The organism is Rhizobium sp. LEGMi-198b (assembly GCF_054114205.1).
Map to the genome: position 1 here is coordinate 90,126 of NZ_JBSYVH010000011.1, position 14,751 is coordinate 104,876.

Genomic DNA, 14,751 nt, shown 5'->3' on the forward strand with positions numbered 1-14,751 from the left:
CGGTCCCCAAATGCTCGACAAGACCTATGATTCCGCCGCCGTCGAACCGAAGATCGCCCAGAAATGGGATGAGGCCGACGCCTTTCGCGCTGGTGCGAACGCCAAGCCCGGCGCGGAAAGCTTCACCATCGTCATCCCGCCGCCGAACGTCACCGGTTCGCTGCATATGGGCCATGCGCTGAACAACACGCTGCAGGACATCATGGTGCGGTTCGAGCGCATGCGCGGCAAGGATGTGCTCTGGCAGCCGGGCATGGACCATGCCGGCATTGCCACGCAGATGGTTGTCGAACGCCAGTTGATGGAGAGGCAGCAGCCCGGCCGCCGCGACATGGGTCGTGACGCCTTCATCGAAAAAGTCTGGGAATGGAAGGCGGAATCGGGCGGCCTGATCTTCAACCAGTTGAAGCGCCTGGGCGCTTCCTGCGATTGGTCGCGCGAACGCTTCACCATGGACGAGGGCTTGTCCAAGGCTGTTCTCGAAGTCTTCGTCACGCTCTACAAGGAAGGCCTGATCTATCGCGACAAGCGGCTGGTCAACTGGGATCCAAAAATGCTGACGGCGATTTCGGATATCGAAGTCGAGCAGCATGAGGTCAACGGCCATCTCTGGCATCTGCGCTATCCGCTCGAAGAAGGCGTCACCTATCAACATCCGATCGCTTTCGATGAAAGTGGCAAGCCGACGGAATGGGAAACGCGCGACTATCTCGTTGTCGCCACCACCCGCCCGGAGACCATGCTCGGCGATACCGGCGTCGCCGTTCATCCGAGTGACGAACGCTACAAGGCGATCGTCGGCAAGCATGTTACCCTGCCGATCGTCGGCCGGCGCATTCCGATCGTTGCCGACGAATATCCGGATCCGACCGCGGGTACCGGCGCCGTCAAGATGACGCCGGCGCATGATTTCAACGACTTCGACGTCGGCAAGCGTCGCGGCCTTCGCGTCGTCAACATCCTGACGCCGGATGCCCGCGTCACCATCAAGGATAACGAGGATTTCCTCGAAGGTGTCGACAATCCGGCGGCGTTGCATGGCGCCTGGGATGAGCTTGAGGGTAAGGATCGTTTCGAAGCCCGCAAGATCATCGTCCGCATCTTCGAAGAGGCTGGTCTGCTCGATAAGATCGAGCCGCACAAGCATACCATCCCGCATGGTGACCGTGGTGGTGTGCCGATCGAACCGCGCTTGACCGAACAATGGTATGTCGATGCCAAGACGCTTGCCGAACCGGCAATCGCCTCCGTTCGCGAAGGCCGCACCAAGCTCGTTCCGAAGAGCTGGGACAAGACCTATTACGACTGGATGGAGAACATCCAGCCCTGGTGCATTTCCCGACAGCTCTGGTGGGGCCACCAGATCCCGGCATGGTATGGTCCGGACGGTCAGGTCTTCGTCGAGAAGACGGAAGAAGAGGCGCTGCAGGCCGCCATCCAGCATTATCTTTCGCATGAAGGGCCCATGAAGGCCTATGTCGAGGACTTGCTGGAAAACTTCAGGCCGGGCGAAATCCTGACGCGCGACGAAGACGTGCTCGATACCTGGTTCTCCTCGGCGCTCTGGCCGTTCTCGACGCTTGGGTGGCCGGATCAGACGCCGGAGTTGGAGCGCTACTATCCAACCAATGTGCTCGTTACCGGCTTCGACATCATCTTCTTCTGGGTTGCCCGCATGATGATGATGGGCCTGCATTTCATGCAGGACGAAAACGGCGAGCCCGTCGAGCCTTTCCACACGGTCTATGTTCACGCCCTGGTGCGCGACAAGAACGGGCAGAAGATGTCGAAGTCCAAGGGCAACGTCATCGATCCGCTCGAACTGATCGACCAGTACGGTGCCGATTCCCTGCGCTTTACGCTGGCGATCATGGCGGCGCAGGGTCGCGACGTGAAGCTCGATCCGGCCCGCATCGCCGGCTACCGTAATTTCGGCACCAAGCTTTGGAACGCTACGCGCTTTGCCGAGATGAACGGCGCGAAGAGTGATCCGCATTTTGTCCCGGAAGCAGCCGAACTCACCGTCAACCGCTGGATCCTGACGGAGCTTGCCCGCACTGAGCGTGATGTTACCGAAGCGTTGGAGGCCTATCGTTTCAACGACGCCGCCGGCTCGCTTTATCGCTTCATCTGGAACCAGTTCTGCGACTGGTATCTCGAACTCTTGAAGCCCGTGTTCAGCGGTGACGACGAGAACGCCAAGGCGGAGGCGCAATCCTGCGCCGCCTACGTTCTGGAAGAGACCTATAAGCTGCTGCATCCCTTCATGCCCTTCATGACCGAAGAACTGTGGGCGCATACGGCAGGCGAGGGCAGGGAACGCCATGGCCTGATCTGCCATGCCGATTGGCCGGCGCCTTCCTATGCCGACGATGTCGCTGCCGATGAGATCAACTGGCTGATCGATCTCGTCTCAGGTTTGCGCTCCGTACGCTCGGAAATGAACGTGCCGCCGGCCGCCACCGCGCCGCTGGTGCTCGTTGGCGCCAACAGCCTGACGCGCGAACGCCTGTTCCGCCATGACGCGGCGATCAAGCGGCTGGCGCGTGTCGAGAAGATTTCGCTCTCCGACACCGCGCCGAAGGGTGCGGCGCAGATCATCGTCGGCGAAGCGACAGCCTGCCTGCCGCTCGGTAACCTCATCGACCTCGCTGCCGAAAAGGCGCGTCTCGAAAAGGGGATCGCCAAAAACGAACAGGAAATGGCCCGCATCGTCGGCAAGCTCTCGAACGAGAAGTTCGTCGCCAATGCTAACCCGGATGTCGTCGCCGCCGAACGCGAGCGCTTGGGCGAACTCGAAGGCCAACTTTCGAGCCTCAAGGTGGCGCTTGACCGGGTCAGCGAAGCCGGCTGAAGAAGCTGTAACAATCTGAATGTAAGGGTACGCAGCGAAGGCAGCGTGCCCTTTTTCTTTGCGCGGCTGATTCGATGGCAAGCGTCAAAAAAATGTGTCGCTTTTCAAGACACTCCAGCTTCGCGCAGGCAAGAAAGGTTACCCCTAAATTGGTAGGGTTTATTGAAAAGCCGGACTGTTGTCAGATTGTAACAGAATTGTTGCGGTGTGGAATGAAAATCTAACCGGGGCCCATTATAGAGATTAGAGAGGCAAAAAATGCCTAAACTTGGCTGTGATTGGGCGTGCAAATCACTTTCTTACGTAAGTCAATCAATATCTCGCAACATTGTGGATTGCCGGCGCCGCATTGCCAATTCGGGTGATCGTCGCAACAATCGGATTAATGAATACGAAATCGGGGGAGACACAATGGCATTTCGTATTGCGCTGAGGGGCGCATTTGCATTCATTATCGGCTCGTCATTCGCCAGCGCCGCTTTTGCGGGCGGGCTTGATCGCGCCGGCTACGATATTGACTTACTTTTCGATAAGGGACGTTACGTTTTCGAGTCCGGCGTGACCTATGTGATGCCCGACCGTAAGCTGAAGAATGCAAAGGACATCGATCCGACCGATGGCAACCTCAATGGCCGTCCGCATTCGGTCGATGCCGGCGAGAATTTTGCGGTGCCTTATATCGGCTTCAAGATCGGCATTACCGATGACATCGACTGCATGGCCGATTACTCCGAGCCGTTCGGCGCACACACCAATCCGGGTCTGAACTGGGCCGGCGCCAACAATGAAATCGAGACCAAGGTGCGTACGCACAATTATGCGGCGACCTGCTCTTACAAGTTCGATGCGGGTCCGGGTCAGCTACGCCTGATCGGCGGCGGTTTCTATCAGGAAGTCAGCGGCTACAAGTCCCGTCTGGTCTCCGTCGTTCCCGCTCCGTTTTCCGCCGTCTATGACGGTGTCGGCTCGCTGGATGTCGACGGTCATGGCTGGGGCTGGCGCGCCGGTCTTGCCTATGAGATCCCCGAATATGCCCTCCGTACCAGCCTCGTTTACAACAGCCGGGTCAAATACGATAACCTCAAGGGCACCGTCGATCTGACGGAACTGCCGCCGGTCCGCGCGTTCTTCGGCAAAGCCACGTCCGTCTTCGGTTCGGCCGATGCACCGGACTCGCTTGAATGGAAGGTGCAGAGCGGCATCGCACCGGACTGGCTGGCCTTCGGTTCGGTCAAGTGGACCAACTGGAGCGTTCTGCAGAGCATCGCGCTTTGCCCGACCTCCACGCGTGGCATATCCTGCCATACGGGCGGTGCGACCGAGCTCACCTCGCTCGATCTGCTCTACCAGGACGGCTGGACGATCACCGGCGGCATTGGTCATAAGTTCAATGACCAGTGGAGCGGCGCGCTTAGCTTGAGCTGGGATCGCGGCACCAGCCAGGGTTATGGCTTGAGCTCGGATACCTGGACGCTCGGTGCTGGTCTTTCCTACAAGCCGACCGAACATGTCGAGTTCACCTTCGCCGGCGCGCTGGGCTTGCTGACCAGCGGCAAATCCGGCACCATCACCTCCAACGGTATCACCTACGGCAATGACGCGACCTACAGCTACGGCAATGATCTCGTCGCGGCACTGTCGACGTCGATGAAGGTCAGATTCTAAGCGTAAATCATTGAACTGAAGCAGCTTTCGAGGTCTCGTCCTCGCCGCTTCAAGCGATTCCCGCGCCGCGAGCCCTTTTTGGTCTCGCGGCGTTTTAATTCCAAGTTTGGCGCCAAGCCGTTTTCAGATCCGACCGGCAAAACCGTCTCGCCTAGCGTTTCGTGGTTAACGAAACCTCAAGATCGGCAAACTCTTTGTGACGAATCAGCAACACTTTATTTCAACAGATTACGGGCGTGTATCAGGCGCCCAATTTGTCCATTTCCCGCCACAAATGGGGAGCAGCGATTATACGGGCACAGGGGAAGGCCTTAGTAGAAAGTGCGTAAACGGTTGATGGGTCAGTTTACACTTCGGAAAAAAGAGCAATTCGGGATCGGAACGGTGACGTTCACGACGCAGCCGGAAACGCATTATTTCCCGAAGGAATCATACACCCGTTCGATCGTAAATCTCTCTCTTTGGACAGCGAAGCGGCGGGCTGTTTCAAGGGCGACATGTGACCGCGTCAGCGTGGATGCTCGTTTGGACATAATTTCAGACTACGCTCGGAAATGTGGCGAATGGCGTTGGGCTGGTGTCCTGCAGACCTCCTCAAAAGGGGATCTCGCTGGTTTGCGCGCCGGTAGGGAATACATTCGCAGGCCTTACGGTGCAGATGGGATCACCGTAGCGGATGCGAATGGAGCGAAAGAAATCGACTGTTATGTTTAAGTCCGAGTTCATATCAGCGAGAATGATGATGCTCAGCCTGTCGCTTGCCACTTCGGTGGCACTCGCAGGCCAGGCCCTGGCATTCGATATCAATGCGGGTGTCACGAAGGAATCGGGGCCTTTCGATCTCTTTAAATTCGGCTTCCGGGCCTACAAGAATGGCCAGAAGGAAGAGGCGGTCGAAGCCTATCGTTACGCCGCCGAGAAGGGGCACACTGGCTCGCGTTGGGCGCTGGCCAATATGTATGCCGACGGCGATGGCGTGACCCAGGACGATTTCGAAGCCTTCAAGATCTATAGCGAGATCGCCCAGCAGGGTGTAGAGCCCGGCTCCGAAGATACCGGCTTCTTCATCAACGCACTGCTTGCGCTCGCCAATTACTACAAGACCGGCATTGCAAACAGCCCGGTCAAGGTCGACCTCAATCAGGCGCGCCAGCTCTATTTCCAGGTCGCATCGACCTTCGGCGTTCCCGAGGCGCAGTTTCAGCTCGCGCAGATGATGCTGGCGGGTGAGGGCGGCTCGGCCAATGTGCAGCAGGCCAAGAAGTGGCTGAACCAGGCCCGTAAGAGCGGCCATCCCGGCGCAATGTCCGTCTTTGGCAATATTCTCTTCCAGGAAGGCCAGTCAGTGCGCGGCCTCGCCTTCATGACGGCGGCGCTCGAAAAGTGCAAGCCGAAGGATTGTCCATGGATGCAAGACCTGCAGGAGCAGGCCTTCTCGATAGCCAGCGAAGACGACCGTCGCGTCGCCGTTTCCATGGCGCATCAACTGGACGTCGCCGGCGCCGAATAATCCCCGATCTCAGCCTTGAAAATCGAAATGCGCAATGACGGGAACGTGGTCCGACGGCTTTTCCCAGGCACGCACGTGCTTTTCGATTGCAGCCGACGTCAGGCGATCGGCCGCTTCCGGCGAAAGCATCAGGTGATCGATGCGAATGCCGTTGTTCTTCGGCCAGGCGCCCGCCTGGTAATCCCAGAAGGAATAAAGCTTGGTCGCATCCGTCGTGGCGCGCACCGCATCGGTGAAGCCAAGATGCTCGAGCTGGCGGAAAGCCTGGCGGGTCTGCGGCAGGAACAGCGCATCGTTTTCCCAGACTTTCGGATCGAAACAATCATGCGGTTCCGGGATAACATTGTAGTCGCCGGCGAGGATGATCGGCTCCTCAAGCTCCAGCCGACCGACGGCGAATTTCCGCAGGCGTTCCATCCAGGCGAGCTTATAGGGATATTTTTCCGTATCGATGGGATTGCCGTTCGGTAGGTACAGGCAGCAGACACGAAGCGCGCCATGCCCCGGCACAGAGAACACCGCTTCGATGAAGCGGGACTGCTCATCGGCGTCGTCACCCGGCAGGCCGCGCGTCACTTCGTCGGGCTTCATCTTGGACAGGATCGCGACGCCGTTGAAACCCTTCTGCCCATGCGTCTCGGCGTGATAGCCCAGCGCTTCGATTTCAAAGCGCGGAAAGCCTTCGTCGACCGTCTTGATCTCCTGCAGGCAAACGATATCGGGATCGGAGTCCTTCAGCCACTGGCACAGGTTCTCGATACGCGCTTTGACGCCGTTGATGTTCCAGGTGGCGATCTTCATGAAGGGATGGCTCCTCTGCTTCGGCTTTTCTTTTATCCGCAGCAAACGACCTTGGCCACCCGTCCAAATGAAAACCGGCCATAAGCAACAGCTTCCGACCGGCAATCAATCTGTGGAAAAAATCAGGAGAGTCAGATCGAAAAACTCGTGCCGCAGCCGCAGCTTGCGACCGCATTCGGATTCTTGATCTGAAAGGACTGACCGAGCAGGTTATCGACGAAATCGATCTCGGAGCCGGCCATGTAGACAAGCGACAATTGGTCGATCAGTACCGTAGCGTTGCCCTTTTCGACAACGATATCATCTTCTTGCGGTCCGTCGGCAAGATCGAATTTGTAGGAGAAGCCGGAGCAGCCGCCGCCTTCGACGGCGACGCGAAGCGCTCGCTTGCCGGTTTCGGCGCTGACGATGGCGGCGATTCGCTTTGCCGCTGCGTCCGATAGGGTTACACTCGTCTCAGTCATGCCTTCCTCCTGCCGGGGTCAAGATCCGGAGAGAACCAATGAGCCGTCCGCCTTTCAAACGGCTGATATCCATAGCCTTTATCATGAAAGTGCGGCCGTTGACAGCTAGGTTTCATGGTTGAGCCATGTGCCATTTTGCTGTTTTTCTTTGGTATAGGTATGAAGGCCGTGAAGCGGCGTCAATGGGCCAGAGCATCCCGAGTTTGAATGGCATCATCAAAATGCGGAGAAGATGCTCTGGATTGGAAGGAATGGGGCGACTTTCACGCGTTCAATCGAAAGCGCGGGCGCTCTAACGCCGGAATGGATGGATAATGACGATCGACAGGCATGCATTGGGTTTCGGTTATGGTGAGCGGGCTATCTATGCGACCGATCCCCGGGAATCGCGTGGACGGCTTTATGAAGAGGGATCGAGCCCGACGCGCTCCGATTTCCAACGCGACCGCGATCGCATCGTGCATACCACCGCTTTCCGACGGCTGAAGCACAAGACGCAGGTTTTTATCGCGCAGGATGGCGATCACTATCGTACGCGCCTGACGCACACGATCGAGGTGGCGCAGATCGCCCGCGCCTTGGCGCGCGCTCTGAAGCTCGACGAGGATCTTGCAGAAGGCGTGGCGCTCGTCCACGATTTCGGCCACACCCCCTTCGGCCACACCGGTGAAGACGCGCTGCATGAGGTGCTGCTGCCCTATGGCGGCTTCGATCACAACGCGCAATCGCTGCGCATCGTGACGAAGCTCGAGCGGCGTTATGCCGAATTCGATGGTTTGAATCTCACCTGGGAAACGTTGGAGGGGCTGGTCAAGCACAACGGTCCGCTGCTGACATCAGATGGGCAGGGCACGCGCGGCCCGGTGCCGCAGCCGATCCTCGACTATTGCGAAATCCACGATCTGGAGATTGCGACCTTTGCGAGCCTTGAGGCGCAGGTGGCGGCGATCGCCGACGACATCGCTTACAATACCCATGACATCGATGACGGCCTGCGCTCCGGCTATCTGAATTTCGAGATGCTGGAGGAGATTCCATTTCTTTCGGCGCTGATGGCCGAGGTGAGGGCGCTTTATCCGCATCTGGAGCCGAGTCGCTTCACGCATGAGATCATGCGCCGGCAGATCACCCGCATGGTGGAGGATGTGATCTCCGTTGCGCAAAAAGCGCTGGGCGAGATCAGGCCGAGCAACGTTGCCGATATCCGCGCTGCTGGCCGCATCATCGCCACCTTCTCTCCGGAAATGGCCGAGACGGACAAGCAGATCAAGCAGATGCTCTTCAAACGCATCTACCGCCATCCGGATATCATGCGCATCCGCGCCGGCGCCGCGCAGATCGTCACTGATCTGTTCCGCGCCTATATGGACAATCCCCAGGAGATGCAGAGCCATTATTGGGTCGACCATATCGCCGGCCTCGCCGTTGCCGCCAAGGCTCGCCATGTCGGCGACTATCTGGCGGGGATGACCGATACCTACGCCATCAGCGCCCACAGGCGTTTGTTTGACCAGACTCCCGATTTGCGATAGGCAGCGGCGGCGTCGGGCCGACAGGGCCCGCCCAAGCTATGCGTGGACACTATGATGAACCTTTTCACCGATTTCGAAGTCAGAATTAAGAACGCTCTTGAACAAATTGATATTGTGAAGGAAGAGCGATCCGAACTCGACTTTGGACGCATCGGCGTGGAGCCGCCGCGAGATCCCAGCCACGGCGATGTCGCCACCAATGCGGCCATGGTGCTGTCGAAGCCGCTCGGCACCAATCCCCGCGCGCTCGCTGAGATCATCATCGGCAAGCTGAAGGAAGATGCCGATGTTGCCGAGGTTTCGGTGGCTGGCCCCGGCTTCATCAATATTCGCCTTTCGGTTGGCTATTGGCAGCGCCTGCTGGCGACGATGATCTCCGAAGGCCAAAAATTCGGACGCTCGACCCTTGGTGCAGGCCAGAAAGTCAACGTCGAATATGTCTCCGCCAATCCGACGGGGCCGATGCATGTCGGCCATTGCCGCGGCGCCGTCGTCGGCGATGCACTGGCGAATCTGCTCGGTTTTGCCGGCTATGACGTTACCAAGGAATATTACATCAACGACGCCGGCTCGCAGATCGATGTGCTGGCGCGGTCGGTCTTCCTCCGTTACCGCGAGGCGCTTGGCGAGCAGGTCGGCGACATCCCGGCCGGTCTCTATCCCGGCGACTATCTCGTTCCGGTCGGTGAGGCACTGGCGAAGGAATTCGGCACCAAGCTGCGTGGCATGCCGGAAGATCAATGGCTGCCGATTATCAAGGAACGCGCCATCGACGCGATGATGGCGATGATCCGTGCCGATCTGGAAGCGTTGAACGTCCATCATGACGTCTTCTTCTCCGAGCGGACGCTGCATGCCAATGGTGCCGCCCTGATCCGTACCGCGATCAACGACCTGACCTTCAAGGGATACGTCTACAAGGGCGCGCTGCCGCCGCCGAAGGGACAGTTGCCGGAAGATTGGGAAGATCGTGAGCAGACCCTGTTCCGTTCGACGGAAGTGGGTGACGACATCGACCGTCCGCTGATCAAGTCGGATGGCTCCTATACCTATTTCGCCGCCGACGTCGCCTACTTCAAGAACAAGTTCGACCGCGGCTTCAACGAGATGATCTATATTCTCGGCGCCGACCATGGCGGCTACGTCAAGCGGCTGGAAGCCGTGGCGCGTGGTGTTTCGGACGGTCAGGCGAAACTGACGGTGCTGCTGTGCCAGCTCGTCAAGTTGTTCCGTAATGGCGAGCCGGTGAAGATGTCGAAGCGCTCTGGCGACTTCGTCACGCTGCGCGACGTGGTCGAAGAAGTCGGCCGCGATTCTGTACGCTTCATGATGCTGTACCGGAAGAATTCCGAACCTCTGGACTTCGACTTCGCCAAGGTGACCGAGCAGTCCAAGGACAATCCTGTCTTCTACGTGCAATACGCGCATGCGCGCTGCATGTCGGTTTTCCGGCAGGCCAAGGAAGCCTTCCCTGATCTCGATATTGCCTCGCTCGATCTGGCAAAAGCGGTCAGCGGCGCGATCTCCGATCCGACCGAATTACAGCTCATCGCAAAGATTGCGGAATTCCCGCGAATCATTGAGGCTGCAGCCCAGTCGCAGGAGCCTCACCGCATCGCTTTTTATCTTTACGATCTGGCAAGTTCCTTCCATGGACATTGGAATAAAGGTAAAGATTTACCTGAATTACGATTTGTTAACGATAAGAACCGAGAATTAAGCATTGCCAGACTTGGGCTGGTGCACGCTGTCGCGTCGGTTTTGAAGTCAGGTCTTGGTATAACCGGGACCGCAGCACCGGATGAAATGCGATAAACGTCACCATTTACCCACATTGCGCTGGCATTTATCTGTAGCGTTTGCGAGTGGATTGGGTGATGGCAGAAAAACAGTTGGCGTATCGCGCAAGCGGAAACGACGAGTTCTTTGCGGATGATGATCCGCTTGCCGAACTCGCCCGCATCGTCGGTTTCGAGCCGCGGCCTGCCGCCCAGGCGGCGCCCGCAGCCCAGCGGCAAGAGCCGGCCTTCGATCTCGAAGATGAGCTCTTGCGGGAGTTCGAGCGTTATGATGCGCCTCGTTTGAGTCCTGCTGATGACATTCCGGTCTCGCCGGAAGATCAGCCTTTTGCCGGCGAAGCCCAGCTCTCGCATCCGGTCGAGCCGGTGCGCAGCGAACCTCAGTTTGCCGAGTTGCCGCAGCCAGTGGCTCCGGCCAAGCCAACCGTCGGTGCACGCGATCTGATCGACGAACTGGAAATGTCGATCGCGCCGGCCTTGCAGCCAGCTCCTGCTCCGCAGCCCGTTCCGGCACCGCAGGCGGTAGCTCCGGCTCCGAAACCTGCGCCGCTGCCGCAGTCCGCTGCCGCCACCGTGCGGCTGCCGCTTGCTAATTTCACCGTTGCGGCTCCGACGCAAGCAAAGCCTTTGGCTCAAGCTCCGGTCGCGCCGCCGGTTGTTCAGGCGCAGCCGCCCATCGAAACGGCGCTCGATTTCGATCTGCCGATGATGCAGGACCTGCCTCAGCCTCGGCCCGCCGTGGCTCAACCGGATGCGCCGGTCGCCAGGGCGCCGGAGCCCGTCCAGATGGACGCTGCGGCTCTTTCCGCCGAAATCGACGATCTGCTGGCCGATGTCGACCGCTATCCGGTTCCCTCCAGGGGTGCCGCGCCGACGGCGAAGGTCGAGCCGAGCTTCGATATTTTCGGCTTGGAGCCCAAGGCGCCGGCAGCACCTGTTGATGCCCCCGTCGCTGCTGTGACTGCGCCCGTTGCTGTGCCTCCGCAGCGCGAAGAGCCAAAGCCGATCGCTCTGGAAGCCGAAGATCCCTTCGCCGGCCAGGACTTCGAGTTCGATCTCGCAGATATCGAGATGGAACTTGCCGAGCTCGATTTTGCCGAAACGAACAAGTCCGCACCGATCCCGCAGCCTGCGCCCGCTCCGGTGGTTGCGCAGCAGCCTGCTCCCATTGTCTCTCGGGCAACCCCGGTAGCGCCGCCTCCGGCTGCTCCCGTCGTCACTGCGGCAGCGATGACTGCCGCAGCTGCTGCGCCCAGCGTCATGCAGCCTCCGCGTCAGGAGCCGGCTCCGCAGCGCCCGACTGAACCCGTCGCTGTTGCCACAGCACCGATAGCCCGCAAGGCTGCGCCTGCTCTTGATGCCGATCAGGCTCTGCCATTCGATCCGTCCGAAATCTCCGATACTGAAGATCGTGTCGAGAACTTCGAAGGCTCGCATGTTCCAAACCTGCCGCCGGTCGAGCCGGAAGAGCCGATCGTGGTGCCGCCGGAATATGATTTCGACATCGACTCGGAGATGGCGAGCCTGTTCGGTACGCCCGCCAAGGAAGCGGCCCCCGAGCCGATCAAGCCGGCTGCCGCAGCCGCCCTCGGCGGCGGCGCGATGGCCGCATCCTGGTCCAAGAATGCGGCAGCAAAGCCCGCTGCTGTGGCCAAACAGCCTGCAGAGGAATTCGACGAGTTCGAACGGGCGTTGGAAGAGGATTTCCGCCGCAGCTACCGTGAAGCGTCCAATCCGGTCGAGAACGTCGCCCGCATGACGCTGAACCCGGCCGCTGTGGCCAGCCGTCGTCCGGCACGCTCGTTCCGTGGCATGGCGACCGCCGCTGCCGTCATCGCAGTTCTGGGTCTTGGCGCCTATGGTATCTACGGCTGGGTTCGTCACGGTTCGCCGATTTCGACCTTCTCCGGAGAGCCGCGCGTGATCACGGCCGATGCCGATCCGGTCAAGGTCGCTCCGGAAAATCCGGGCGGTACGGTTGTTCCCAACCAGGACAAGGCAGTCTACGACCGCGTAGCCGGCGACAGCACCGCGGCGCCGAAGCAGAAGGAACTGGTTTCCTCCAATGAGCAGCCGGTGGATGTCGTCCAGAAGACGCTGATCCCCGAATCCGTGTCGCCTGACGACGGCAGCGAGGATCAGGTCACTCCGACTCCGGTCGGCGAAACCGAGGATCCACGGTTGCTGCCGAACCAGAACGGCAACAATGCCAATACGGCCGCCAACGATGATTCGCAGGTTCCGTCGGTATCGCCGCGCAAGGTGCGCACGATGATCGTCAAGCCAGATGGCTCGCTGGTTGCCCGCGAGGAGCCGGCTGTCGACAACACGACGACGGCGGCATCTCCGGCTTCGACGCCGAAGACCCCGGCTGCAAAACCGCCGGTCGGCAATCAGGTCGCCTCCGCCGACCTTCGCCCCTCGACGGCAGAGACGCAGGCCTCGCAACCGGCTGCGGACCAGGCCGACGACGGCGACTCAGCCAGCGCCGAAAGCACGCCGATCCGTGTCGTGAAAACGACTCCGGTTCCGACCTCGCGTCCGGCGCAGCAGCCGGCCAAGGCCGCCCCCGCCGTCGCTGCCACGAATAACGCCGCTGCCTCTCACCCGGCTCCGACTCCCGCTCAGCCGAAACCGCAGCAGGTCGCGTCGGCGAGCCCGGCTGCGGCCCAGGCTGCTCCGGCCGCGTCGGCAAGTGCAAGCGGTGCTTACGGCGTGCAGATCGCTTCGCTGCCTTCCGAGGCGGAAGCGCAGAAGTCGCAGGCCAATCTGAAGGTCAAGTTCGCCAGCGTCATCGGGGGTCACCCGCTCGAAATTCGCAAGGCCGATATCGCTGGCAAGGGCACCTACTATCGCGTCCGCGTCGTCGCCGGCTCCAAGGATGAGGCTGCCGACATCTGCCAGCGTTACCGCGCCGCAGGCGGCACCTGCCTGATCTCTAAATAAGAGATCTAGGCCCCAACGATTGTTGAAACGGCGGGCCGAGGCTCGCCGTTTTCTTTTGTGTATCTCGGTTTGAGGTTATTCGCATTTCGCGAGGTGGCCTTTATGATTCGAACATGACCGAATCAAAATCCATGATCCTCGGCTGTAGCGGCCATTCCATCACGCCCGAAGAGCGTTCCTTCTATCAGTCGGAACAGCCTTGGGGTTTTATCCTGTTTGGACGCAACATTTCCGAGCCCGCGCAGATCGCCGATCTCGTCGCTTCGTTACGCGACAGCGTCGGCCGCGATGCACCGGTATTGATCGATCAGGAAGGGGGCAGGGTGCAGCGCATCCGTCCGCCGATTCTGCCGCATTATCCGTCCGGCCAGGCACTGGGCGATATCTATCGCAAAGATCGCGAACAGGGCCTGCGCGCCGCCTGGCTGATGTCGCGGCTGCATGCCTTCGATCTCCTGAAGTTCGGCATCAACGTCGATTGCCTGCCGGTGCTCGACGTGCCCGTCGAAGGCTCGAGCAATGTTATCGGCAACCGCGCCTATGGCGGTGATCCTGCGACGGTGACGGAGATGGGGCGCGCGGCCGCCGAAGGTCTGAAGGCTGGCGGCGTGCTGCCGGTGATGAAGCACATGCCCGGGCATGGCCGCGGCTTTGCCGATTCGCATCATGAATTGCCGGTCGTCACGGTTCCGCGTGCGGAGCTGGAGGCGCATGATTTTCCGCCCTTCGTGGCGCTCAAGGACGAGTTGATAGCAATGACCTGCCACGTCGTCTTTACCGACATCGACCCCACCAATCCGGCGACGACGTCGCGGAAGGTCATCGACGAGATCATCCGTGGTCATATCGGCTTCCAGGGGCTGCTGCTTTCCGACGATACCTCGATGAACGCTCTAGCCGGCACAATCGGCGAGCGGGCGGCGAATATTGTTGCGGGCGGATGCGATATCGTGCTGCACTGCAATGGCGTCATGGATGAGATGCAGCAGGTGGTGCGTAATGTTCCGGTGCTGGCCGGAGCTTCTCTGGCGCGTGCGAAAGCGGTCGAGGCAGCCTTCGGCCGCAACGACGGTGCCGACGAGGCTTCGATCCGCGCTGAATTCGACGCGATATTTGCGGTGGCGTAAGACCGAACTCTACAGCGCCGCGCGTCTTTTAAGACGCGCTAAGGACGCTGTAG

General features: G+C 59.8%; 9 protein-coding genes. 7 read left to right on the top strand and 2 right to left on the bottom strand.

What is annotated here, in order from left to right; genetic code table 11:
• The first annotated feature begins 10 nt into the window (after nucleotides 1-10).
• The 3 genes from ACXHXG_RS30080 to exoR all read left to right on the top strand — a co-directional run bounded on the left by ACXHXG_RS30080 (nucleotide 11) and on the right by exoR (nucleotide 6,029).
• Nucleotides 11-2,854 carry a valine--tRNA ligase gene (locus tag ACXHXG_RS30080; protein ID WP_457901648.1) on the top strand — a complete coding sequence of 948 codons (2,844 nt, stop codon included), beginning with the start codon at nucleotides 11-13 and terminating at the stop codon, nucleotides 2,852-2,854.
• A gap of 411 nt (nucleotides 2,855-3,265) precedes the next feature.
• Nucleotides 3,266-4,519 (top strand): OmpP1/FadL family transporter, encoded by a 1,254-nt coding sequence (locus ACXHXG_RS30085; RefSeq protein ID WP_457901649.1) that lies wholly within the window; start codon nucleotides 3,266-3,268, stop codon nucleotides 4,517-4,519.
• A gap of 706 nt (nucleotides 4,520-5,225) precedes the next feature.
• Entirely contained in the window at nucleotides 5,226-6,029 is an 804-nt protein-coding gene (gene exoR, locus ACXHXG_RS30090) for an exopolysaccharide production regulator ExoR (RefSeq protein WP_104822919.1), read from the top strand.
• A 9-nt stretch (nucleotides 6,030-6,038) separates the two neighbouring features.
• Here exoR and xth read toward each other — a convergent pair whose 3' ends face one another.
• Both xth and erpA read right to left on the bottom strand, forming a co-directional pair.
• Nucleotides 6,039-6,830, bottom strand: coding sequence for an exodeoxyribonuclease III (gene xth, locus ACXHXG_RS30095; protein WP_104822920.1), 792 nt, complete (start codon nucleotides 6,828-6,830; stop codon nucleotides 6,039-6,041).
• Between the two features lie 131 nt (nucleotides 6,831-6,961).
• Nucleotides 6,962-7,294 (bottom strand): iron-sulfur cluster insertion protein ErpA, encoded by a 333-nt coding sequence (erpA, locus tag ACXHXG_RS30100; RefSeq protein ID WP_104822921.1) that lies wholly within the window; start codon nucleotides 7,292-7,294, stop codon nucleotides 6,962-6,964.
• 314 nt (nucleotides 7,295-7,608) lie between these two features.
• On the opposite strand from erpA, the gene ACXHXG_RS30105 reads away from it, so the two are divergent.
• The 4 genes from ACXHXG_RS30105 to nagZ all read left to right on the top strand — a co-directional run bounded on the left by ACXHXG_RS30105 (nucleotide 7,609) and on the right by nagZ (nucleotide 14,698).
• Nucleotides 7,609-8,826: a deoxyguanosinetriphosphate triphosphohydrolase gene (locus tag ACXHXG_RS30105; protein WP_283050180.1), complete on the top strand. Its 1,218-nt coding sequence runs from the start codon at nucleotides 7,609-7,611 to the stop codon at nucleotides 8,824-8,826.
• Nucleotides 8,827-8,880: 54 nt separating this feature from the next.
• The gene (gene argS / locus ACXHXG_RS30110; RefSeq protein WP_457901650.1) at nucleotides 8,881-10,641 is read left to right on the top strand and encodes an arginine--tRNA ligase; all 1,761 of its coding nucleotides are present in this window, start codon (nucleotides 8,881-8,883) and stop codon (nucleotides 10,639-10,641) included.
• A gap of 62 nt (nucleotides 10,642-10,703) precedes the next feature.
• Nucleotides 10,704-13,571: an SPOR domain-containing protein gene (locus ACXHXG_RS30115; RefSeq protein WP_457901651.1), complete on the top strand. Its 2,868-nt coding sequence runs from the start codon at nucleotides 10,704-10,706 to the stop codon at nucleotides 13,569-13,571.
• 113 nt (nucleotides 13,572-13,684) lie between these two features.
• Entirely contained in the window at nucleotides 13,685-14,698 is a 1,014-nt protein-coding gene (gene nagZ / locus ACXHXG_RS30120) for a beta-N-acetylhexosaminidase (protein WP_457901652.1), read from the top strand.
• Nucleotides 14,699-14,751 lie beyond the last annotated feature (53 nt).

Excerpts from the sequence above, each read along its gene's own strand:
- ACXHXG_RS30080 (WP_457901648.1), top strand. The coding sequence starts at position 11 with ATGCTCGACAAGACCTATGATTCCGCCGCCGTCGAACCGAAGATCGCC.
- ACXHXG_RS30085 (WP_457901649.1), top strand. The coding sequence starts at position 3,266 with ATGGCATTTCGTATTGCGCTGAGGGGCGCATTTGCATTCATTATCGGC.
- exoR (WP_104822919.1), top strand. The coding sequence starts at position 5,226 with ATGTTTAAGTCCGAGTTCATATCAGCGAGAATGATGATGCTCAGCCTG.
- xth (WP_104822920.1), bottom strand. The coding sequence starts at position 6,830 with ATGAAGATCGCCACCTGGAACATCAACGGCGTCAAAGCGCGTATCGAG.
- erpA (WP_104822921.1), bottom strand. The coding sequence starts at position 7,294 with ATGACTGAGACGAGTGTAACCCTATCGGACGCAGCGGCAAAGCGAATC.
- ACXHXG_RS30105 (WP_283050180.1), top strand. The coding sequence starts at position 7,609 with ATGACGATCGACAGGCATGCATTGGGTTTCGGTTATGGTGAGCGGGCT.
- argS (WP_457901650.1), top strand. The coding sequence starts at position 8,881 with ATGAACCTTTTCACCGATTTCGAAGTCAGAATTAAGAACGCTCTTGAA.
- ACXHXG_RS30115 (WP_457901651.1), top strand. The coding sequence starts at position 10,704 with ATGGCAGAAAAACAGTTGGCGTATCGCGCAAGCGGAAACGACGAGTTC.
- nagZ (WP_457901652.1), top strand. The coding sequence starts at position 13,685 with ATGACCGAATCAAAATCCATGATCCTCGGCTGTAGCGGCCATTCCATC.